General features: G+C 67.7%; 15 protein-coding genes. 6 read left to right on the forward strand and 9 right to left on the reverse strand.

The features are described from left to right. From OXG55_04390 to OXG55_04415, 6 genes are all read right to left on the reverse strand, one after another. On the reverse strand, positions 1 to 922 hold a 922-nt coding region (locus OXG55_04390), incomplete at its 3' end, for a hypothetical protein (GenBank protein ID MCY4102495.1). A gap of 51 nt (positions 923 to 973) precedes the next feature. Further along, positions 974 to 2095: an ABC transporter substrate-binding protein gene (locus tag OXG55_04395; GenBank protein MCY4102496.1), complete on the reverse strand. Its 1122-nt coding sequence runs from the start codon at positions 2093 to 2095 to the stop codon at positions 974 to 976. 384 nt (positions 2096 to 2479) lie between these two features. Beyond that, entirely contained in the window at positions 2480 to 3613 is a 1134-nt protein-coding gene (locus OXG55_04400; GenBank protein MCY4102497.1) for an amidohydrolase family protein, read from the reverse strand. Between the two features lie 31 nt (positions 3614 to 3644). Beyond that, positions 3645 to 4835 (reverse strand): cytochrome P450, encoded by a 1191-nt coding sequence (locus OXG55_04405; GenBank protein ID MCY4102498.1) that lies wholly within the window; start codon positions 4833 to 4835, stop codon positions 3645 to 3647. Positions 4836 to 4895: 60 nt separating this feature from the next. Further along, positions 4896 to 6194 carry a MaoC family dehydratase N-terminal domain-containing protein gene (locus OXG55_04410; GenBank protein ID MCY4102499.1) on the reverse strand — a complete coding sequence of 433 codons (1299 nt, stop codon included), beginning with the start codon at positions 6192 to 6194 and terminating at the stop codon, positions 4896 to 4898. Positions 6195 to 6299: 105 nt separating this feature from the next. After that, on the reverse strand, positions 6300 to 7847 hold the full coding sequence (locus OXG55_04415; protein MCY4102500.1) for an AMP-binding protein: 1548 nt from the start codon (positions 7845 to 7847) through the stop codon (positions 6300 to 6302). A 118-nt stretch (positions 7848 to 7965) separates the two neighbouring features. Between OXG55_04415 and OXG55_04420 the strand changes: the two genes are divergently transcribed. Then, positions 7966 to 8832 (forward strand): enoyl-CoA hydratase-related protein, encoded by an 867-nt coding sequence (locus OXG55_04420; GenBank protein MCY4102501.1) that lies wholly within the window; start codon positions 7966 to 7968, stop codon positions 8830 to 8832. Continuing rightward, positions 8829 to 9566: a GntR family transcriptional regulator gene (locus tag OXG55_04425; GenBank protein ID MCY4102502.1), complete on the forward strand. Its 738-nt coding sequence runs from the start codon at positions 8829 to 8831 to the stop codon at positions 9564 to 9566. Before OXG55_04420 ends, OXG55_04425 begins: the two co-directional genes overlap by 4 nt. Positions 9567 to 9657: 91 nt before the next feature. Here the strand turns inward: OXG55_04425 and OXG55_04430 are convergent, their stop codons facing one another. Further along, positions 9658 to 10839: an acyl-CoA dehydrogenase family protein gene (locus tag OXG55_04430; protein ID MCY4102503.1), complete on the reverse strand. Its 1182-nt coding sequence runs from the start codon at positions 10837 to 10839 to the stop codon at positions 9658 to 9660. Positions 10840 to 11026: 187 nt separating this feature from the next. Here OXG55_04430 and OXG55_04435 point away from each other — a divergent pair, with 187 nt between their 5' ends. Continuing rightward, positions 11027 to 11827, forward strand: coding sequence for an SDR family oxidoreductase (locus OXG55_04435; GenBank protein ID MCY4102504.1), 801 nt, complete (start codon positions 11027 to 11029; stop codon positions 11825 to 11827). A gap of 96 nt (positions 11828 to 11923) precedes the next feature. Continuing rightward, on the forward strand, positions 11924 to 13150 hold the full coding sequence (locus OXG55_04440) for a CoA transferase (protein MCY4102505.1): 1227 nt from the start codon (positions 11924 to 11926) through the stop codon (positions 13148 to 13150). A gap of 51 nt (positions 13151 to 13201) precedes the next feature. On the opposite strand, the gene OXG55_04445 is transcribed toward OXG55_04440, so the two are convergent. Next, positions 13202 to 15349 (reverse strand): acyl-CoA dehydrogenase, encoded by a 2148-nt coding sequence (locus OXG55_04445; GenBank protein ID MCY4102506.1) that lies wholly within the window; start codon positions 15347 to 15349, stop codon positions 13202 to 13204. 77 nt (positions 15350 to 15426) lie between these two features. Between OXG55_04445 and OXG55_04450 the strand changes: the two genes are divergently transcribed. Beyond that, the gene (locus OXG55_04450; GenBank protein ID MCY4102507.1) at positions 15427 to 17055 is read left to right on the forward strand and encodes an FAD-dependent monooxygenase; all 1629 of its coding nucleotides are present in this window, start codon (positions 15427 to 15429) and stop codon (positions 17053 to 17055) included. 142 nt (positions 17056 to 17197) lie between these two features. Continuing rightward, positions 17198 to 18454 carry a cytochrome P450 gene (locus tag OXG55_04455; protein ID MCY4102508.1) on the forward strand — a complete coding sequence of 419 codons (1257 nt, stop codon included), beginning with the start codon at positions 17198 to 17200 and terminating at the stop codon, positions 18452 to 18454. A gap of 297 nt (positions 18455 to 18751) precedes the next feature. Here OXG55_04455 and OXG55_04460 read toward each other — a convergent pair whose 3' ends face one another. Continuing rightward, on the reverse strand, positions 18752 to 22498 hold the full coding sequence (locus OXG55_04460) for a hypothetical protein (protein ID MCY4102509.1): 3747 nt from the start codon (positions 22496 to 22498) through the stop codon (positions 18752 to 18754). Positions 22499 to 22611: the final 113 nt, after the last annotated feature.

Here is a 22611-nt window from a genome sequence, read left to right on the forward strand (position 1 = left end):
AAATATCCCTATCCAACAACACATCCACCCGAGACCCGTCATACAACGCCTTCTGGGCCTCGTACTTCTGACGGGGCCGTGTTCCGGCAAACGGGTAGTACGCCAGATTGTCCTCGATGAACGGCATAGCCGCAGCCAGCGCCTCATGCACCCGCTCCACCTCGCGGAAATCATACGAATCCCACGGCTGGAACTCCCACCGATAGACCCCCAGAGAACCATCCGGCGCCACCACATTCGGATGAAAGGCAATTACGCCGTACCCAACACCGCTATAGCAGCACCGAAGGACCCTCGACAGTCCAGCTTGGCGGAAGCCCCACCCGCTCCAATGTCCTCTGTGGCGGGTGGTGTTCTGAAACCAGAACTTCGGGTTGTCGGAGTAGATGTTGACGACGATGAACTTCAGGATCTCCACATCCACCAGGTGTTTGTCGCTGCTGCCGGGCTGCTCGCCCCGATACGAGAATTTCTCGAATGCCGCCCGGTCCGGGAGAGCGACACTTCCGTGGTCGGCATAAGCAGGAAAACCAGGGTTCGTCGGACTCCGATAACCCACATCGGCAAGCTCCGCCACGTCATCGACGCAGTCGCCGTCCACATCGGCCGGACTGTCGATCTGATACTTCTCGACGCGGTACTGGTCGGCGCCCAACGGGGCCAGATTGTCCGACAAGGCGGTCGTGCCCGCCTCGCCGCGGGTGACCGCCACCGGAATATGCACAACCGTGCCGCCCCCGCGGTCATGCTTGCGATACAGCACGAAATAGTCAGCGGTGGTCGAAGCGACCACAATCGGCACCGCGGTGACCGCGACCACCGTCGGGGTCGGCGCTACCCAGCCATCATCGCACGGCCCCAGAGTCGCCGTGTTCGACCCGTCCTGAGCGGCCACATCCGACGACGCCACCACGCCGACCACGGCGACACACAGAATGCACGCCAGCCACCGCACAACCTTCGCCAGCCGTTGTCAGCCGCCCAAAGTCAGCACGGCTGTCAAGTCGAGGAAGCTCGTGCCGGTCCCTCTGCCGTTCTCGTCGAGCGTGTAGATCGCGAAGCCGGGCGAGCAGATCGCGGGGGCAATGGCCACGGCCATCCGATTGCACTGGAAGGTCGAGCCTTGCGCGCCGATGGGCAGCGGAGCGGGCTCCATGGCCAACATCGTCTCGACCACCGACTCCGGCGTCACCTCGCTGTCGCCGTGGCCGGCCATCGCCCGCACCCATGACAGGACGGCGGAGTAGCCGCCCTCCGCGATGGTGTCGAGGGTGCCGCCGTACTCGTCCATCACCGCGTGATAGAGCGCGACTTCGGGGTCGCTCATGTCGTCCGAGGTTCCGGTGACCACGCGGATCCCATCCACATCTACCTGATCGACCGTGGCCTCGCCGATGCAGGTGCGGACCACGATTGTCTCGCCCTCGAAGCCGAGCGTCTGGATGGCCTGCATCGCGGAGATGCAGAAGGTCTCGTCGCCGATGATGGCGAACTGCTGGGCGTCGTTGATGATCGCGGCCTGAACCTGGGGGGTCATGTCCGGCGTCCCGGGGGCGACCGCGATGATGTCTGCTTCGACGCCCACGTTCCCGTAGAACAACGGCGCCGCCTGGCTGACGGGTTCCACGGCCGCGGGCACGTCGATCACGATGATGCCCACCTTGGTCAGCCCTTTCTCCGACGCCACTGCCGCTGGTCCGACCAGAGCGCCGAGCCCGTTGCCGATGACGAACGACATCGGCGCGTTGAAGATCGCCTGGGAAAGGCCGCCGTTGGCCACGTAGGGGATGCCGGCCTCGTTCGCCTGGGCCGACAGCACCTCGCCCTGGCCCGAGACTCCGTTCAGGATGGCGACCACGCCCGCCTGGGCAAGCTCGGCCACGCAATCCTGGGCGCCCGCCGGAGTCTGCCCCGTCTCGCAGGTGATGAACTCGATCGGGCGCCCTGCTACCCCGCCCAGATAGTCGTTGGCGTAGGCCGCGGCGGCCTGCGCGGCCGGGATCTCCGCCGAGTTGTCGATGGCGTCTGAACGGCCATCGCTGACAAACCCGACTTTGAGCGGCTCTCCCGTGGCCGGGTTCGGCTCGCCGAACAAGTCCGATGTGGTCTCCGGCGCGGGGGCCTCCGTGTCGGCCATGTCGGACTCTTCGGCATCGGGTTCCCCGCTGTCGGGGGCCTCATCGGCCGGTTCCGGCTCGGTTTCCGCCCCGCTGGGCCCCTCCGCCTGCTGTTCGTTTGCGGCCGGCGCCTCGGTGCCAGCCGCAGGACTCGACGTGTCGGGATCGTCGTCGTTGCCGCATGCAGCAGCAACCAAACTGATCAATGCCAAGACGGCCAGCAGCCTCTTCCACATACTCTTGCTCATGGGTTGCATCCCTCCTCTGCGGCGGCTAGCCGTCCACATAGCAGTTTTGAAAATAGATGGGCAGCTTCGCCTAGGTCAAGAAACCGGTGCCGCGGGGTGGCCAAGGCACCGCCCCTACCGGCCCCCGGTGAAGTTGAACACCCGGCGAGCGTTGGTCTCCGCGACCGCGAGCGCTTGGTCGTCGGGCAAGTGGCGCAGCGACTCTGCCAACAGCTTGCGGCTGTTCGGCCAGTTGCTGTCGGAGTGCGGGTAGTCGCACTCCCACATGACCTGTTCGACGCCGATGCGGTCGAGGGCCGCTATGCCGGCGTCGTCGCTGATGAAGCACCCGAAGATGTGATCGCGGAAGACCTCTGACGGGGGAACCTGCCACTCGAGGTTCTGGTAGTGCCGATGCCGCTCCCAGGTGTAATCGCAGCGCTCCAGCAAGTAGGGAATCCAACCGATGCCCCCTTCCGACAGGCACACTCGCAGGTCTGGGAACTTCCGGAACACCGGCGAGAACAGCAGCTCGGTCGTGGTGAACTGCGAGTTCATGCCGAACAGCGCGATCGCAACGGCAAACGGCGCGTCCGGCGAGGTGTCGGGGACGCCGCCCGACCCGAAGTGCAGGCACAGGGGCATGGAGTGCTCCTGAGCCGCCGCCAAGACCGGGTCCCAGTGGTCGGAGTTGAATGACGGCAGGCCGAGCCGGTGCGGGGCCTCGCTGAACGAGATGGCCTTAGCGCCCATCTTTGCCGTCCGCTCGATCTCCTTGGCTGCCTCGTCGGGACTCCACATCGGTACCAGCACGAGCGGGATGAACCGCTCCGGCGCTGCCGCGCACCATTCCTCGATGTGCCAGTCGTTGTAGGCCTGTACGCAAGCGAGCGCGAGGTCCTTGTCGTCCATCCCGAAGAACGTCGAGCCCGCGAATCCCGGCATGCTCGGGAAGCAGAGTTGGGCCTGGATCCCGTCGAGATCCATGTCTTTGACGCGTTCGCGGGGGTCGTAGCAGCCCGGGATCATGTCCTCGTAGGCCGTCGGCTCGATCCCGTACTCTTCGCGAGGTTTGCCCGCCACAGCGTTGAGGCCGATGTTGGCGAAGGTCTTGCCCTCGTAGTGCCAGATATCGTGGCCGAACTCATTGCGCTCCACGCGCGGCCCGAGTTCCTTGTACTTGTCCGGCAGCCTGTCCTGCCAGACGTTGGCGTGTTCGACCACGTGGTCGTCGACCGAGATGAGCTGGGCGTCTTCGGGCAGTGGCATCGGGGCGGTCCTCCTGTGAAAGGTCGGGTTGTCAGGTCTCCCAGACGAGCGGCAGTCGAGTGAAGCCGGCAACCCCCCCGGAGTGGAAGCGGAGGGGCTCGGTGGTGTCTATGCGGTAGTCGGGGATGCGGGCGTGCCATTCCTCCATCGCGATCACCAGCTCCATGCGGGCCAGATTCGAGCCCACACAGCGATGGGGGCCGGCGCCGAAGGCAACATGGCGGTTCTTGGCCCGGTCGATGTCGACCGCGGTCGCGTCTGGAAAAGCCAGCGGGTCGCGGTTGGCCGCCCCGGTGGGCAACAGCACCCTGTCGCCGGCCTTCATCGGGCAGCCGTTCCATTCGACGTCGCGGGTCACCACCCGGCCGGGGCTGACGATCGAGTAGGCGCGCAGCAGTTCTTCCACCGCGTTCGGGATCGCCGCCGGCTCATCGACGATGCGCCGGCGATCTTCGGGGTGGGTGGCCAGATGGTGGAAGAACGCGCTCAACTCGCCGGCCACGGTGTCGAGCCCGGCCATGTAGAGCAAAATGCTCATCTGGAGCAGCTCCTGCTCGCCCATCGGCTCGCCGTCGATCTCAGCCGCGATCAGCGCGGAGATCAGGTCGTCGCGGGGCTCGGCGCGCCGCTCGGCCGCCAGCTGGCCCAGCATTCCCATCACTTCCATCGCCGCCTGCATTCGGACTGCCCCGTCGGGGTCTTCCTCCGCTGGCGTGTGCATCATCGTTTCCGCCCATTGCACCAGCTGCTCAGACCGCTCCACCGGCAATCCCATGATCTCCATGAAGATCGTGGTCGGGAACACTCGGGCGAAGTCGGTGGCCACATCGCATCGGCCGTCGGCGGCGAAGCGCTCGATCAGCTCGACGCACAGCGAGCGGACCCGCCCCTCCATTGCATCGACGGCGGCCGGAGCGAACCACGGAGTGAGGATCTGGCGATACTTGCCGTGTTCGGGCGGATCGAGCTCCTCGGGGATGAAGCGATGCGCTCCCACCTCCTCGTTGATCGTCACCGAGACGTTGGAGAACAACTCGTAGTCCCGCAGCGCTTCATGGACGTCGTCGAAGTAGGTCATGACCCACACGTCGTCGGGTCCCACGTTCGTGGTCTTGATGAACCGACTCTGCTCGCGAAGCTCGTCCCATCGGCGCCACATGTGATCGAGCAGGGCCTCGTCGGTGTTGTGGTCGAAGTCCCACTCGACGATCTGGTCAGCCACGGGGCGCCCCTATCGGCTGGGAAGACGAGGCTGGCAATTTCACGGGTGGCGTCATCGGCCTCATTCTGCCCCCAGCTCGCAATGGCGGGCGAACATAGAGGCCGCCTCGCGCTGAAGCTCTGGCGGCACCGCCCGGAACACCGGCAGGCCGGCTTGGCGCGACGGCAAGGCCACTGTCGCCGACCCGAACGCCGTCTCAACGTCTCGCTGGTTCACCATGCGCAGCTCCAAATCCACCAGGCAGTGGCCGTCCTCCTGTCGCTTGTCGGACACCTTGCCCGCCAAGAACTGCGTGTCGCCGATGTAGTTGAACTTCCGGATCGAGTCCTCGAGCTTCACGATGCATGCGTCGTCGCCCGCCCAGTCCGACACATGGTGGTAAAAATAGGCTTGGCGCATGACGCCGTAGTCGTAGGCCATCGGGTTGCCGATGCCCTTGGCCCACTCCGAGTCCCAGTGCAGCCTCTGGGCCACGTCGTAGACACCGTGCTCGTTCTTCACGTAGAACGGCTTGATCCGGTTGCGGTTCTTGTAGGCCATCCGCCCCGCACGCAGCCCATAGGGCACCATGCCGTAGCCGCCCATGTGGAAGGCGTGGATGTCGGTGACCGTGAGCGGGCCCTTGACCATGGGGTCGAGCTCGTCGCCGACCTCCACGTCCTCCCAGAACCGCTTCTCAGCGCCACGCGGCCCCTCCTGGGCGTAGATGGCGTCGATGCGCTCATAGTCCTCGTCGGTATAGGTGGCCGGCTCGATGTCGGCGTACTTGCCCCGCGAGCGGGACTCCCTGCGCTCGGTGTTGACCGTCAGTATCCGGTAGACGCCGACAACGCCGCCCCGCTGATCCACCAAAACGTCGCGCATCACCCGGATAACCGACCGGCCGGCGAACTCCGACTCCTTGACCTCAAGGCTCTCCTGGCCCGCGTACGCGTAGAGGCGGTCGCCGGGGTACAGGGGCCGGTACCAGTCCCAGGTTCCGCCGGACACGAAGACATGGACCCCGCGGAACAGGCTCTTGCCCGCCTCCTTGATCTCATCGGGTGTGCGGTCGCCGAGCATCGGCGTCTTGATGAAGCCGACCTGGGTGCCGTGGCCGATCTGCGATCCCCACCGGGTGCCTTGGCCATAGGTCGGATCGGTGTAGAGGGGATTGTCGTCGCCGACCCCAAAGGCCCAGTTGCGCAAAGCGTCTGGGGTCGCCTGGGTGATGTGCTCGCTGATCTTGCGGGCCGCGTAGTAGCCCAGCAGCTTCCGGGCCCGCTCGATGTCGTCGTCGGTCAGCTCATGGCGGAGAGCCTTCTCGATCTCGGCCTCGAGACCCTCATCGACCTTCAGCGACTCGTGGGTGTCGCTCATCGACATCCTCCTCGAAAAATACTGACCCATTTAAGCCGATGGCGGCTGAACTGTCCAGCCGACGGCTTCACCCGCTCACCCCTGCCCCGATCGCACTCCATCCAATCAGACCTTCTCGCTGGACTCGCCCCAGAACTCGTCGCGAATCTGGCGCTTGTAGATCTTGCCCGCGTCGTTTCGGGGCAGCGCGTCGCGGAACTCATAGCGACGGGGCCGCTTGAACGCCGCCAGCTTGTCCTCGCAGTACACCGCGAGGGCCGCTTCGAGCCCAGACCGCGACTCAGCCTCGGATGGCTGGATCACGGCCACCACACGCTCACCCCAGTCCTCGTCGGGCTCGCCGATCACGGCTACGTCGTCGACGGCGGGATGCTCGAGCAGCACGGCCTCCACTTCGGCCGGGTAGATGTTGACGCCGCCGCTGATGATCATGTCCTTGGCCCGGTCATGGATGAACAGGTAGCCGTCGTCGTCGAGGTACCCGACGTCGCCGATGGTGAACATGTCGCCCCGGTGCGCTTGGCGGGTGAGGTCTTGGTCGCGGTGATAGGAGAAACCCGCGACGGTGCGGAAATAGATGTGGCCCGATTCGTTGGGGCCCAAAGCGTTGCCGTCGTCGTCGAAGACCGCCAGCTCCACGCCGCGCACCGCTCGCCCGACCGTTCCGGGCTTCTCCAGCCAGCGATGGGGCTTGGCAATGGTGGCCGCGCCCTCCATGCCGCCGTAGGTGTCCCACAGCACCGGGCCCCACCAGTCCATCATCTGCTGCTTGATCGACACCGGGCAGGGCGCCGCCGAATGCACGACCGACCTCATACTCGACACGTCATAGCGGGCCCGCACCTCCTCGGGCAGCTTCAACATCCGATGGAACTGCGTCGCCACCATGTAGGCCGAGCGCACGCCGTGGCGCTCAATCAAAGAGAGCGCCTCCTCGGCGTCGAACCGGCCCATGATGACCAGGGCGTGGCCAACGTTGAGCGCCCCCATGTAGTAGGCGTGGGAACCCCCGTGGTACATCGCGGTGGACACCAGGTGGGGGCCCTCGAACGGCCGGAAGTCGAACGCCCTCCCGAACACCGACGCGCGCTGCAAGTCTTTGTTGGGGTCGCCGCCGGCGGCCTTGCGAACGATCCCTTTCGGCTGGCCGGTGGTGCCCGACGAGTACACGATCGCGCCGCCTGCGCTCCGTTCGCCGGGAACCGCAGTCGGATGCCCGTCCCGAAGCTCGTCGAGCGACGCCGCTGCCGGCACATCGCCGACGCCGAACACCTCCGTCAACTCCGCAATGCGCCCCCCTTCGGCGCCTTCAAGCAGGTCGGCGTGCTGCTCATGCACGATCAGCGCGTCGGCGTGCGCATGCTCGACAATCCCCGCCACCTCGGCGCCGGTCAGGTACCCGTTGACCAAAGTCAGGTACCAGCCCGCCTCATGGCAGGCCAGCGCGACGGTAATCGGCAGCACGCCGTTGGGCGCCAAGACGCCCACGATTGCTCCCTCGGTGAGACCGTGCGCCCGCAGTGCGTACACAAGCTGGTGTGCCTCTGCCGCGACCTCTCCGTAGGTGCGGGCCCCGTCGGGAGACGCCACAACCGCCGCCGCGTCCGGATGGTGTTCGGCGATGTTCCAGAACCCGAGCGGCTGGTCCCACATATTGCTAGCTCCGCTGCGCCCGGCCACGAACAGAAATACTAACCTATTTGCAGGCAGGGTGGCCGGGTCGAAATCGGGTTAGTGTTTCTGTGTTCGGGCCACCGGGAGGATCGCGCCAATGACCACTGATGGCTTGCCGAACCCCGAGGTCGTCCAACTCCAGGTGGCCGACGGTGTCGGTCTCATCACCCTCAACCGTCCTGAGCGGCGCAACGCGCTGCACCGCGACATGTACGAGCCCATCCAGACCAGCCTGCGCCAGTGGGCCACCGATGACGCCGTCGGCTGCATCGCCATCACCGGCGCCGGCGAGGGATTCTGTGCCGGAGGCGACGTCCGCGGCGGTGGGAAGCGCCGCGGCGACCGTCCACCGCCTGACGTCGATGAGACCACCAGCGCGCTCCTCGCCGACGCGCAAACCGCGCGGCTCCTCCACGAGTCGCCGAAGCTGACGCTGGCCGCGGTCAACGGAGCCGCGGTCGGCGCCGGGCTGGCCCTCGCGCTTGCCTGCGACTTCAGGATCATGGCCTCGTCGGCCTCGCTCATCCCCGGATGGGCACGACTCGCCTTCAGCGGCGACTTCGGCGGACCGTGGTTTCTCACCCGCCTCGTCGGGGCCTCGAAGGCTCTGGAGATCCTCATCGCCAACGCCAAGGTGGACGCGCCGACCGCCCTCAGCCTGGGCCTGGTCAACCGGGTTGCCGACGACGGCGACTTCGCCGATGCATGGCTGAGCTGGGCCCGCGAGCTCGCCGCTGGTCCCCGACAGGCCCACGCATTCATGAAAGAGAACGTGCGCGACGCACTCCATCTCCCGCTCTCAGAAGCGCTCCCCCGGGAATCGCGCCGCATGAGCCAGTCGGCTCGAACGCCCGACCACCGAGAAGCGGTGCGCGCCTGGCTCGACAAGCGTCCCCCCGACTTCTCCCGCTCCGACCAGGAGGACGCCAGTTCTCCCGACCAAGGCGGTGGAGGAGCGCTGTGATCGATCTGACGCTGCCGACCGAGACCGGCAAGAAAACCCATGAACTCGTGGCCGAGGAACTGCGTCGACGCATCGTGTCCGGTGAACTCGCCGTCGGAGAGCAACTGCCCCCTGAGGACGAGCTGAACCAGCTCTTCGGCATCGCCCGCACAACCCTGCGCGAAGCGCTTCGGGTGCTCGAGTCCCAAGGCCTCATTGAGGTTCGACGCGGCCGCGGCGGCGGGCCGGTGGTAACGAAACCCGATCTCGATCCCACTCGCACGGCGCTGGCAATCGCCCTCCAACTCGAAGGCGCCACCGTGGGCGACCTCACCGAAGTGCGCATGATGATCGAGCCGAGTGCCGCTGGAAAACTGGCCCACAAGCACACCGAGGCCGACCTCGACGCGCTGAGCGCAGCAATTCAAGCAGCTCACATCGCCGCGGAGGCCAACGACACGGCCGCGTTCGGCCAGGCAGCAGCCCGGGTACATGAGACCCTCATTGAGCGCAGCGCCAACTCCGCGCTGACCATCATCTCCCAGCTACTGCACGAGTTGGTCAGCCGCTACTACGAAGACCGCGCCGCGGTCACACCCCAGCGCATGATGCGACGAGCCGTCCGTTCATACCGGGCGCTGGTCGACTACATCGAGGACGGCGATGTTGTCGGCGCCACCGAGCACTGGCGCGGGCAAATGGCGTTCACCAGTCGGCGGACCTCCAACGAGGTGCCGATCACCTTCTCAGCCTGACGCCGCCGCCTCGTAATGGGTCACGCCCGGATTGCCACGACCAGCGCCCGATCGACCCTGGCCTTCCTAACGGCATCCACCTCGTAAGGGGTCACGCCCGGGGCTCGCGGGGAAGGCCGAGCACCCGCTCGCCCAGCAAGTTCCGCTGGATCTGATGGGTGCCCCCGGCGATGCGACTCTGTCTCGACGCGTTGACCCCGTGGCTGGCTATGTCACCATCGCGTGCGGTTGGGTCCCACGCCTGTGCCGCCGGGCCCTCGAGGTCGGCCACAAGCTCTGCCGCCTCTTGCTCCAGCGAGCCGGCCGCCATCTTCAACATCGATCCCGCCGCGCCGTTTCCCTCGCACAATGTCCGGTTCACGTACCGGCCCCGAAGGAGCTCGAGGATCCGCTCGGCGCTGACCACCCGGGCGATCCGCTGCCGAGCCACAAGGTCATCGATCCTTCCCCCTGCCCGCGCCGCGCCGATCACTTGACGGCGTCGGCGGCCATCGCCCGAGCCGCCCATGTACCCCGAGCGTTCGCCGCTCAGTGTTCCCGACGACACCGCCCAACCGCTGTTGACCTCGCCGAGCACCGCATCGGCCGCGATACGCGCCCCTTTGATGAACACCTCGTTGAAGTGCCGGCCCCCGGTTATGTCCACGAGCGGGAGCACTTGAACCCCGTCGGCGGCCATCGGCAATATGAACATCGTGATCCCCGCGTGAGGACGCTCCGCATCAGGATCAGTTCGGGCCAGCAACATCCCGAAATCAGCATCGGCGGCATACGACGACCACACCTTTTGGCCGTCGATGATCCACTCGTCGCCATCGAGGACGGCTCTGGTCCGAAGCGACACCAGATCCGAACCGGCGTCGGGCTCAGAGAACAGCTGGCACCATTGCTCGGCGCCGCTCGCGATGCCCGGAAGAAAGCGCCTCTTCTGCTCCTCGCTCCCCGATGCGAGCAGCGTGGCCTTCGCCAATGTCGAGCCCACCCCGAGGGGACGCAACGACGGCGTGTCGTGTCGCAGCAGCTCCTGGGACAGCACCCGGGCATGGGCCCGACTCAACCCCTTCCCGCCGTACTCCTCGGGCAGATCGACCCCCGCGAAGCCTGCTGCGTGCAGCTCCCGCTGAAACCGCCTTGCCTCTTCGGCCGCGGCCTCGTGGCCATCGGGGGTTCGCCCGATAGTGTCGAGCCGCTCATCGTCAGCACCGGGAGGCAGCACTCCATAGCGACCTTCCAGCCAGGCCCGAACGGCGGAGCGGAACTCCTCGACATCCATCACTATAAATAGGGTAATATTTCTTTGATCGTGCCTGCCACCTGAACCATGGCAACAGGAACCATGACAATGAGGGGGAACCGATGAGTGGCTCGTTTCAACCGCTCATGGAGCACCCAAACCGGGGCAACAAGAGCATCGGGCTAGCGCCCGAGGAGGCGGAGAGCGTCAACCGGGGAGGCCCGTCGTGGATCTCGGCATAGCCGGCCAAACCCATATCGTGTTGGGCGGCACCCGGGGCATGGGCCGCGCCACCGCTGAGATTCTCGCGGCCGAAGGCGCCCGGGTTGCCGTGTTGGGCCGAGACCCCGACCGAGCGCTCGAGGTCGCCAACGAGCTCGGGCACCGCCACAACGTCGCGGCCTTCGGCGGTGCCCTGCCCGCCAACGATGAAGCCGCGGTCGCCAATGCCATCAAGGCGGCGGTGCAGGCACTCGGACCGCTTGCGGGACTGGCGACGGTGGCGGGCCCGATGGGACCCCGCGGCGATTTCCTCGACCTCGACGACGATGCCTGGTATGAGCACCTTGAAGTCCAGTTGCTCTTGACCACTCGTGCCTGTCGCACCGCGCTCCCATACCTGATCGAAGGCGGAGGCGGCCGGATCGTGACGGTGGCGGCACACTCAGTGCGTTCCCCCAAGGCCCACCTCACGCCCTATGCCGCGGCCAAGAGCGGGGTCGTCGCGCTTACCAAATCAATCGCCAAGGCCTACGGCAACCGCGGGGTGCGAGCCAACTGTGTGTGCCCCGGCGCCATCGAGACCCACGCACTCGCTCCGGTTCGGGCCGCCGCACAAGAGCGCTACGGCGATGGCGACGGCGACCCCTTGTATGCCTTTGCCGAAGCCGAATGGGGACTGACCTCCGGCGCCCGACGACTCGGGGCGCCCCACGAGGTGGCCGAGCTGATCGTCTTCTTGCTCTCAGAACGCGCACCATACCTGTCGGGGGCAACGATCAACATCGACGGCGGCACCGACTTCTGAGGGGCTGCGTGGATAGGCGCGTGGGACGGGAGAAGAGCACCGCGGCGCGCAGACCTGGCTTATGCTGATCGAGCAGCACCAACGAAGGAGGAACCGATGACCGGACCAATGGACGGCGTGAAGGTGGTCGAGGTGGCCCAGTTCACGTTCACGCCCGCGGCGGGCGCGGTGCTCGCCGACTGGGGCGCCGAGGTGATCAAGGTGGAGCATGCGGTTCGCGGCGACGCCCAGCGCGGGCTCAAGCTGGGCACCGGCGGCGCGGGCGCCGGCTCGTTTCAACCGCTCATGGAGCACCCGAACCGGGGCAAGAAGAGCATCGGGCTGGCGCTCGAGACCGAAGGCGGGCGGGCGATCCTCGACGAGCTCATCGCCGAGTCCGACGTCTTCGTGACCAACTTCTTGCCCGCTGCTCGGCGCAAGCTCCGCCTCGAACCCGACGACATCAGAGCCGTGAACCCCGACATCATCTATACCCGCGGGTCGGCTCTGGGCCCCCAGGGGCCCGAAGCCGAGAACGGCGGCTACGATTTCAGCGTCTTCTGGTGCCGCGGCGGCAGCGCCTACGGCGCCACCCCCACCGGCTCGCCACGGGTCGCCGACATGCCCTCCGGCGCCTATGGCGACTCCATGGGCGGCATGACCATCGCGGGCGGCATCGCCGCGGCCCTCCTCAAGCGCGAGCGCACCGGCGAGACCAGCATTGTCGACGTCTCGCTGCTGTCCACCGCCACTTGGGCCACCGCGCTCGCCCTCAGCAGCGCTCTCCTCTTGGAGCAAGACCTCGTCCCCGAGACCCTCGACGGGCCTTCGTGGATGCGGTTCAACCCAATCGTCGGGACGTTCCGGACCGCCGACCACCGCTTCGTCAACCTGACCATGCTCCAGGCCGGCCGATACTGGGCCGACGTGTGCCGGCACATCGACCGGCCCGACGCCATTGACGACCCCCGGTTCGGGACTGCCGAGGGCCTGATGCAGAATGCCGCCGAAGCAGGGCAGATCGTCGCCGACGCCATCGCTACCCAGCCCTACTCCTACTGGGCCGAGCGCTTCCTAACCCTTGAGGGCCAGTGGGCGCTCGTCCAGACCCCCCTCGAAGTCGCCGCCGATCCCCAGGTCCAGGCCAACAACTACATCCTCTCGGTGCTCGACGAGAACGGCAATCCGCAACAGCTCGTCTCCAGCCCGGTCCAGTTCGACGAGCAGCCCTTCGCCATCAGCCGCGCCCCGCAGTTCGCCGAGCACACCGACGAAATCATCCGCGGGCTCGGCAGGACCGACGACGAGCTGATCCAGCTCAAGATCGACGGCGCAATCACCTGACCACCGCCCCGCCCCATGTCGGCGAGGCGGGGAGCGACCGCAGAGATCGAGCTACTTCAACAGCGGGTCGCGGGGCAGGCCCAGGATGCGCTCGCCAATCTGGTTCCGCTTGATCTCCGACGTCCCACCCGCAATCGAGAACCCGCGGTGGTACAGGCGAACCGCGGTCGCTTTGTCGGCGAACACGGCCTCGGAACCGGCAAGCTCAGAAAAGATGGCTGCGGCATCGTGGCCGAGCTCGGATAGCACCAGTTTCGTAACCGCACCCTCTGGGCCCCTGTCGGCGCCCTCCACCGCCCGAACCGTGCTGCGCAGGTTCAACATCTGGAGCGCTCCGACAGTAGCCACATAGCGGCCGATCCGGCTGGCGCCGCCGACAAGACGATCGGGGTGGTCTGCATGCATCTTCAACATCGCCACTGCCGGGTCGAGAAGGTCGGCGCCGCCGCCGCCAATGGACACGCTCTCATTCCCAAGAGTCGCCCGGGCCACCGTCCAGCCGGAGTCCACGTCGCCGACCACATCGTCGTCGGGAACGAAGACCTCATCAAAGAACACCTCGTTGAAGTCGCTGGAACCGGTGATCTGACGAAGCGGTCGCACCTCCACCCCAGTGGCCTCCATGTCGATCACCATCATGGTCACCCCAGCGTGCTTGGGGGCCTCGGGGTCGGTCCGGACGGTGGCGAACCCGAGCCTGGCCTCGTGGGCGCCGCTGGTCCAAACCTTCTGGCCGGTCACCAGCCATCCACCGTCAACCCGGGTGCCGCGTGTCTTCACCGCAGCCGCATCCGAGCCCGCGTCGGGCTCGCTGAAGAGCTGGCAGAAGATGAACTCGCCGTCGAGCACTGGCCGGACCCACCGCTCGAGCTGATCGGCGGTGGCGTGCTGGATGAGCGTCAACAGCACCCAGCCTGTGATGCCGAACTCGGGGCGGGAAAGCCCTGCCGCCGCGAACTCCTCTTCGATTACAAGCTGCTCAACCGGACTGGCGCCGCGCCCCCACGGCGAGGGCCAGTGCGGCATCACATAGCCGGTGTCCACCAGGGCGCGGCGAAGCTCTTCGGCGTCGAGCTCCACCGTGCGTCGGGCGAACTCTGCGATCTCGCCGCGCATGGCCTCGGCCTCGGGGGGCAACTCGATGGCGATCTCGCGCCGGATGCCCCGGTCGAACATCTCGGCGACATCGCGGCTCGCGGCCGGCGAGTCGATGAGGCCGCCCAGGGCGAGCGCCCGTCGCAGATACAGGTGCGCGTCGTGTTCCCACGTGTAGCCGATACCGCCGTGTACCTGGATGTTGAGGTTCGCGCATAGGTCGGCAGCCGGGCCCGCGAGAGCTGCGGCCACCGCGGCGGCATAGGCGAACTGCTCGCGGTCGCCTTCGTCTGCGGCCCGAGACGCGTCCCACAGTGCCGCCGTGGCGAGCTCCGTCGCTACCAGCATGTTCGCGCAGTGGTGCTTGACGGCCTGGAACATCGCGATCGGGCGGCCGAACTGCTCGCGCTCGCGCGCATAGGCCGCGGCATGCCCAGTGCAGGCTCTCGCGACCCCCACAGCTTCTGCGGCAAGAATCGTGCGGGCGAGATCCACCAGGCGCCGCCGCCCGCCGGCCACCACCGCCGCGGGCGCCTCTTCGAGCTCGAGCGCGATGCAGCGCCGCGTCGGGTCGATGTTCTTCGGCGTGCTGCGCGGCGTGAACTCGTCGATTTCGACGATGGCCACGTCTTCGCCCACCGCGGCAACCAGCAGGGTGGCCGACTCGGCGCCCAGGGCCGGCGATGCCGTCCCGCTGAGGTGGCCGTCTGCCAGTCGCAGCCCCTCGTGGTCGAGCGCGATGGCCGCGGCGGCTGTCCCGTCGACTAGGCCCGGCAGGTGGGCCGCCTGCATGGCGGCGTCGCCGCCGCGGTCGATGAACGCGGCCGCTATCGCGGTCGGGACAAACGACCCCGGCGCCACCGCGGCGCCGAACGCCTCAACGATCACCGCGAGCTCGGCCAATCCATAGCCCGATCCGCCATGGTCCTCGCTGACGTGTACACCGCTCCAGCCCAGTTCGGCGACCTCGCTCTGCCATGCCGGCAAGGCCTCCTCGGGCGCCTCGAGCAGCGCTCTCGCCGCCGCGAGCGCCTCCCGGTCGGCCAAGAACGCGGCCACCGTCTCGGCCAGGGACTGATGTTCTTCAGAGATCGCAAGCGCCATGCGGCAAATATTAACCCATTTTCCGCGCCACCTAACACCCGGCGACCCCAGCAGCATTGACGGGTGGAGGGAAGCGCTTGACGAACCTTTGGCTGGCGGGTGAGGATCAGCGGGTGGCGGTGCATGTGCCGGTTGTGGTGGTGGGCGGCGGGCCGATCGGGCTGACCGCCTCGATCATGCTGTCGCGGTTCGGGATCGGATCGCTGTTGGTGAACCGGCGGGAGACAACCAGCACCCACCCCCGGGCCCGGTTCATCGACGTCCGCTCCATAGAGATTTTCCGCCAGATCGGCTTGGCCGACGACATCATCAGCGGGGGCCTGCCCCCGGAGTGGGTGCAAAGCGTGCGGTACTCGACCACTTTCTCCGACCCCGAGGTGTGGCGGCTTCCCACTGAGAGCTACCACTCGGTGCCCCAGCCCTACAGCCCCACCATCCCGGTGATGACCTCCCAGGATCTCGTCGAGGCCATCCTCCACGACGCCGCCCGGTCGTATTCGACCGCCGATGTCAGGTTCGCCACCGAGCTCGTCGGGCTGGAACAAGACGCTGACGGGTGCCGGGTTCGCATCCGCGACCTCCGGTCTGGGGAGGAGACCGCGCTCACCGCCGATTACGTGATCGGCGCCGACGGGCGCGCCAGCACGGTTCGGGCTCTGATCGGGGGGCGGCTGCTGGAGGGCGACGTCAATCCCTTGCAGATCCAAGACGTGTTCTACCACGCCGACATGTCACCCTGGGTCAAGGACCGCATCGGCGCGCTGTTGTTCGTCTACCACTCCAAGGGCTACGGGCTGTTCCAGCCCCTCGACGGCAAGACCCGCTGGCGGGCCCAATGCACCACCTTCAATCCCCCCGTTGATCCGAGCGAGATCACCGAGGAGCTGTGCGTGGAGTGGATCCGCAGCGCCATCGGCGACACCGAGGGCGAGCTCGAGCTCGAGCTCGAGAGCATCGCCCCGTGGAACCCCGAGGCCCAGTTGTGCGACACGTTCGGCGCCAACCGGGTGTTCCTGGCCGGCGATGCCGCCCACATGCTGTTCCCCACCGGCGGATACGGCATGAACCTCGGGTACCACGGGATGCACAACCTGGCGTGGAAGCTCGCCTACGTCTTGGGGGGCGCCGCCTCCGCCGACATCCTCCACAGCTACGAGACCGAGCGGCGCCCCCAAGCCGAGCGCACCCGCCAAGCCTCGGTGGGCAACGCCCGGCTGGCCGGCGAGCTGTACCGCACCCACATGCGGGGCGGCGATGTCGCCGAGGCCGCCTTCAAGCTGAGGCAATACGGGAACTTCCAAGGCATGATCCTGGGCACCGAGTACCGCTCTGAGCTGTGCCGGGCCGACCCCGACCCGCCGCCGGCAGTTGCCAACGAGCTGGTCGACTTCGCGCCGGTGGTGCGATCGGGTCGTCGGGCCCCCCATGTGTGGCTGGACGACACCCGAACCCGCTCGGTGCTCGACCTGTTTGGCGAAACCTATGTGCTGTTGGCCGATGGAGGGCTCAGCGCCGCCGTCGAGCAGGCCCGCGGGCTGGAGGCCCGCGGATTCCCCGTCGCGGTCTTCGAGTTGCCCCAGCACACTCTGGACAGCGACCTCTACCGATCCGGCGAGGACGTGCTGGTGCGCCCCGACGGGGTGGTGGCCGCCCGCATCACCGCCGGCGCCGAGCCTGATCTCCCCCGGCTCACCGCCGCGGTGTGAGTGGGCTCTTGGAGAGAGGCGCCGACTCGGTCACCCCCGCTTGACATCTCGCGGTTTGCGGTCAAGCATTGGCCGGCGACCATAGAGGGAGTGGCCGCGCTGGAAGCCTTCCACAACCGGAGCGAAAAAGGGGGGTGTCCGCATGACACTCAAGCCGGGCGACATCAATCTGGCCAGCCATGCCGATATGAGCCGCCATGGATCGCCCGTTTACCAGTACTTCGAGATGCTGCGGCGGGAGGCGCCGGTTTGGTGGAATCCCCCGCCCAGCCCCCAGAATCCCCGCTACCGGTGCCCGGGCTTCTGGGTGCTGTCGAAATACGACGACGTGGCCATGGCCTCGAAAGACCCGGTGCGGTTCTCGGCCTGGGAGAACTCCGTGTTGTGGACCAACCCCAAGGACAACCCGGATGCGCTCAACGCCCAACGAGCGGGGCTGATGGGCATGGACCCGCCCCAGCACACCCAGTACCGGCGCCTCGTGCAACCCGGACTGACCCCCCGCAAGATCGCGAGCCTAGAGCCCTTCATCCGCGAGCAAGCCCAAGACGTCGTGGCGGAAATGGCCGCCCGAGACGAGGTGGAGTTCGTCTTCGAGGTGGCCGCGGAGCTGCCGATGATCCTGTTGTGCCAGCTTATGGGCGTCCCCCAAGAAAAGCGGGAGGCGTATCTGCGACTGGGCAACGACGTGGCCAACTTCGAGTTCAACGAGCAGTTCGAGCAGACCATGATCGACCTGTACTTGTTCCTCGATGAGGTTGTGCAGTCTCGCGGCGGTCTCCAAGACGACACGATGCTGTCGAAGTACCTGCACGGCGAGGTGGACGGCCGGCAGCTGACGAGGGATGAGATCACCCAGTTCTTCCTCACCCTGTCTATCGCCGGCCATGAGACCACCCGCAACACCACCGCCCACTTCGTGCGCCTGATGGACGAGCACCCCGACCAAAGGGAGCTGCTGCTCGAAGACCTCGACGGCCGGCTGCCCAACGCGATAGAAGAGGTGCTGCGGCACTCCCCGCCGGTCATGCAGTTCTGCCGCACCGCCACCTGCGACATCGAACTGCGGGGCACCACCATCGCCAAGGACGACAAGGTCTACCTGTCGTACATATCGGCCAACCGCGACGAGGAGGTGTTCGAAGACCCCAACCGCTTCGACATCCTCCGTCCCAACGCCGACGCCCACTTGGCCTTCGGCACCGGCCCCCACTTCTGCCTCGGCGCCTCGCTGGCCCGCACCCAGCTCCGATGCGTGCTCGGCGAGCTGTACCGACAGCTTCCCGATATCGAGCTGGCCGGGCCTCCCACGCCGTTGAACAGCGTGTGGTTCAACGGCATCACCGCCATGCCCGCGCGGCCTGGGCGGGCAGCAGTCACGCGGACCAGAGGGTGTTGATGGGGCGCAGGTGGAGTCGGCCTTGGTCAGCGGCGAGGCGGGTATCGGGCCTGGCTCGCCCTCAAGCCATCCGGAGACAGCTGTGAGCCGGCCACCCGACAATTCGGCCTGCGACCCATCTCAGGGTAGCACTAGTTACAAAACTGTCCAGCAGATAGTTTAGAAATCGTCCTCAAGATAATTGCCGAAATGGCTCAGTAACCCAGGCGCTGACGCTGGGCGTGTGCGGCGTGCTGAGCACCGCCGCATCCTGAGATCGGCCCGGGCTGCGAAGCATCTTGCTGAGCTTGTCCGCGTTCAGCTGGTGTCTCTGATGGTGCCGGTGGCGGTGGTGTTGGCGAGGGTGGCGGGGCCTCGGGGGTTGGACAGGGTGATCTGGAGGGTTTCGTCGCCTTCTGCGCGGTTGTCGGGCAGGGCGAGGACGCTGATTTCCTGGTAGGTCTGGCCGCCCCGGAAGCTCACCGTGCCGGTGGCGCGGGGTATGTGCCAGTCGGCGCCCTGCTCGGCGGTTATGCCGCGGACCTCGTAGTCCACGGTGATGGTGCGCCAGAACGTCTCAGTGAGGGTGATGGCGAACCGCAGCCTGGCACCCTCGGCGGCGACGGCATCGGTGACTTTGATCTGCCGGCCCGCAGGAGGCGGCGGGGGCTGGTCGTCGTCGGCGACGGTCACGGTGGCGGTGTTCTGCGAGGACACGGTGTAGCCGGTTCCGGCGTTGGCGGTGAGCGTGACCGACCCGTCGGGCTCGTCGGTGCTGTCGCCGGCGGTGGCCACGGCGAGCTTCACGGCGCCGCCGGTTGGGACAACGACGGTGCGGGCGCCGGGCGTCACCCCGTAGTCGCCGGTCTGGGCGACCGTCACGGTGACGGTCAGCGGGCTGGCCGGCGCGGGGCTGGCGGTGATGGTGAACACCGCGGAGCCGCCTTCGGTGATGCCCGGCCCGGCGGTGACGCTGATCTCGGGCACGTCGTCGTCGGCGACGGTCACCGTGGCTGCGCCCTGCAACGAGGAGACGGTGTAGCCGCTACCCGTGTTCACGGTGAGTGTGACCGACCCGTCGGCCTCGTCGGCGCTGTCGCCGGCGGTGGCGACGCTGACGGTCTTGGCACCGCCGGTTCCGATCACGACAGTCTTCGTTCCGGTCGTGGCGCCGAAGTCGCCGGCTTGGGTGACGGTGACGGTGACCGTCAGTGGCGTCTTCGGGGCCGGACTCGCCGAGACGGTGAACGCAGCGCTCTGGCCCTCGGTGATCCCGCTGCCCGCCGTCACGCTGATCTCAGGATCGGGGTCGGGGACGGGCGGGGGCGGAGGGTCGTCGGGGGGATCGGTGTCGGGCGTGCCCGGGTCGTCGTCGGGCGTGTCGGGGTCTTGGGGCGTGTCGGGGTCTTGGGGCGTGTCGTCGTCGTCGGAGACCGCGACCGCGGCCGATCCGCTGGTCGCGGACACGGTGTAGCCGCTGCCGGCGTTGAGCGTGAGCGTGACCGACCCGTGGGGCTCGTCGGCACCGTCGCCGGCGGTGGCAACGCTGAAGGCCGTGGTTCCGCCGGTGGGGATCACCACCGCCTGCGCGCCCACCGCGGCGCCGAAGTCGCCGGCCTGGGTGACGGTCACCACCACGCTCAGCGCCGAGGACGGCACCGGGCTGGCCGAAATGGTGAAGCCGGCTGAGCCGCCCTCGGTCACGCCCGCCCCGGCGGTGACGCTGACCTGCGGCACAACCGCCGGCGGCGGCGGGGTCTGGGCTGTGGCGCGGCACGCCTCGAGGCTGTCGAGCTCGGCGTAGATCGCCTGCCAGAGCGCGTTGGGGCCGGCGCCCTGCCAGTTGGGGCTCTGGCGGTCGGGGCGGGCCTTGAGCGCGGCCACGGTGTAGGTGTCGGTGCCCAGCATCGTGGCATGGGCGCGCCCGAACGTGTCAACCAGGTCGGGGCGGGCGCCGTTCCACGGGTCGCCGGTCTTGGCGGCGACCCGCGCGAGCAACGCCGTGTCGGTCGTGCGGCACACCGGCGGCGGAGTCTGCGCCGGCTGGTCGTCGTCGGCGACGGCCAGCGTCGCTGCGGGCCTGCCCGACGACACGGCATAGCCGCTGCCTGCCCTCAAGGTGAGGGTGAGCGACCCGTCGGGCTCGTCGGTGCTGTCGCCGGCGGTGGCCACCGTGTGGGTGACACTGCCGCCGGTGGGGATCACCACCGTCGCCGGTCCGGCCGCGGCGCCGAAGTCGCCGCTCTCGATAACCGTCACCGACACCGTCAGCGGCGCCGACGGCGCGGGCGCGGCGCTCACGGTGAACGACGCGCTGGCGCCCTCAGTTATGCCCGAACCGGCAACAACGCTGATCTCGGGCACAGTGGCGGGCAGCTCGTCGTCGTCTTCGGCCGGGGGGTCGTCGTCGTCGGCGACCGCCACCGATGCCGCGCCCTGCGCCGCGGAGACGGTGTAGCCCGTGCCCGCGTTCACCGTCACGGTGACGGCGCCGTCGGCTTCGTCGGCCTCGTCGCCGACCGTGGCCACGGTGTGCTGCGCCGATCCTGTCGTGGGTATGTTCACCGTCGCTGTGCCCGTCGCCGCACCGAAGTCGCCCGTCTGGGAGACCGTCACGGTCACCGTCAGCGGCGCCGTCGGCGCGGGGTCGGCGGTGACAGTGAAGGCGGCAGAACTGCCCTCGGTGATGCCCGACCCCGCGGTGACGCTGATCTCGGGCACATCGGGGTCGTCGTCATCGGCGACCGCGACCGAGGCCTCGGCATGCTCGGAGGAGACGGTGTAGCCCTCGCCCTCCTTCAGGGTGAGGGTGATCGCGCCGTCGGACTCGTCGGTGTCGTCGTTGGTCGTGGCGACGCTGTGGGCGGCCGACCCCGTGGTTGGGATCGTGACCGTGTGGGTGCCGGTCGTGCCCGCGGCGGCGTAGTCACCGGTCTGGGTGACCGTGACGGTCACGGTCACCGCTTCTTCGGGCGCCGGATCGGCGGTCACGGTGAAACTGGCCGAGCCGCCCTCGGTGACGCCCGCGCCGGCGGTGACGCTGATCACCGAGCCCTCCGGATCGTCGTCGTTCGACACGGCGACCGACGCCTCGGCCGCGTCGGCCGACACGGTGTAGCCCGGCCCGTTGCTGACGTAGACCCTGATTGCGCCGTCCGCCTCGTAGACCTCGTCGTCGTCGGTGGCCACGGTGTAGGTCGCTGTGCCTGTGGTGGGGATGGTCACGGTCTGCTTGCCGGTCGCGCCCGCGGCGAACTTGCCGTCCTGGCTGACCCGCAGGTAGACGGTCAGATCCTCTGTCGGGGGCGGGTCGGCGGTCAGCGTGAAGCTGGCCGTGCCGCCCTCGGTCACGTCCGCGCCGGCCCAAATGCTGAGCGCCGGCACGATCAGCGCCGGATCGTCCTCGACCGTGTCGTCGTCGGAGACCCAGACCTTCGCCGCGCCGTTGACCGACGAGCGCGTGTAGCCCGTGCCCGCGTCCAGAGTCGCGGTGATGAATCCGCTCGACTCGGCGGCACCGTCGTTGACGGTGCCCACGACCACGTAGGCATCGCGGCCGCCGGCGGGGATCGTGACCGTCCGCACGCCCGTCTGGCCCGAGCCGGCGAAGTCGCCCGGATCGCTGACCGTCACGCTCACGGTCAGCGCCGACGCCGGCGGCGGATCGGCGTAGACCGCGAAGATGGCGTTGCCGCCCTCGCCGATCGCGCCTGTGTGGTGCATGCCGATGCCGATCTCGGGCGTCGTGCCGGCTGTGCCGTCATTGTCGAACACCGGCGTCGAGGCCGAGCCCCGCGCCGGCGAGATCGTGTAGCCCTTACCCGCGTTGATCGCCAGATCGATGGCGCCCGACGGCTCGTCGACGCGGTCGCTCTCGGTGCTGACAGTGAACTCCGCCGACCCGGAGGTCGGGATGGTGACCGTCCGGCGGCCCAGCTGTGTCTTCCACTTGTAGTTGTCCTGGGCGTCGAGGTAGTGCGAGTCGGCGAAGTCGCCCCGCTGGCTGGCTGTCACGCTCACCTCGAGCGGCTCCAGCGGCTTCGGGTAGGCGCTGAGCGTGAACACAGCCCTGCCGGCCTCGAAGACCCACTGGTTCGCGGTCACGCTGACCTCAGACGGCGAACGGTCGTTGTCCTGGACCACCATGCTCGAGCTCGAGACCCAGCCGATGTCATACA

Source organism: bacterium (assembly GCA_026708055.1).
GTDB lineage: Bacteria > Actinomycetota > Acidimicrobiia > Acidimicrobiales > CATQHL01 > VXNF01.

What these genes read in the sequence shown, in the direction of transcription:
- OXG55_04400 (MCY4102497.1), bottom strand. Translation starts at nt 3,613, where the DNA reads ATGCCACTGCCCGAAGACGCCCAGCTCATCTCGGTCGACGACCACGTG.
- OXG55_04410 (MCY4102499.1), bottom strand. Translation starts at nt 6,194, where the DNA reads ATGAGCGACACCCACGAGTCGCTGAAGGTCGATGAGGGTCTCGAGGCC.
- OXG55_04415 (MCY4102500.1), bottom strand. Translation starts at nt 7,847, where the DNA reads ATGTGGGACCAGCCGCTCGGGTTCTGGAACATCGCCGAACACCATCCG.
- OXG55_04420 (MCY4102501.1), top strand. Translation starts at nt 7,966, where the DNA reads ATGACCACTGATGGCTTGCCGAACCCCGAGGTCGTCCAACTCCAGGTG.
- OXG55_04430 (MCY4102503.1), bottom strand. Translation starts at nt 10,839, where the DNA reads ATGGATGTCGAGGAGTTCCGCTCCGCCGTTCGGGCCTGGCTGGAAGGT.
- OXG55_04440 (MCY4102505.1), top strand. Translation starts at nt 11,924, where the DNA reads ATGACCGGACCAATGGACGGCGTGAAGGTGGTCGAGGTGGCCCAGTTC.
- OXG55_04445 (MCY4102506.1), bottom strand. Translation starts at nt 15,349, where the DNA reads ATGGCGCTTGCGATCTCTGAAGAACATCAGTCCCTGGCCGAGACGGTG.
- OXG55_04455 (MCY4102508.1), top strand. Translation starts at nt 17,198, where the DNA reads ATGACACTCAAGCCGGGCGACATCAATCTGGCCAGCCATGCCGATATG.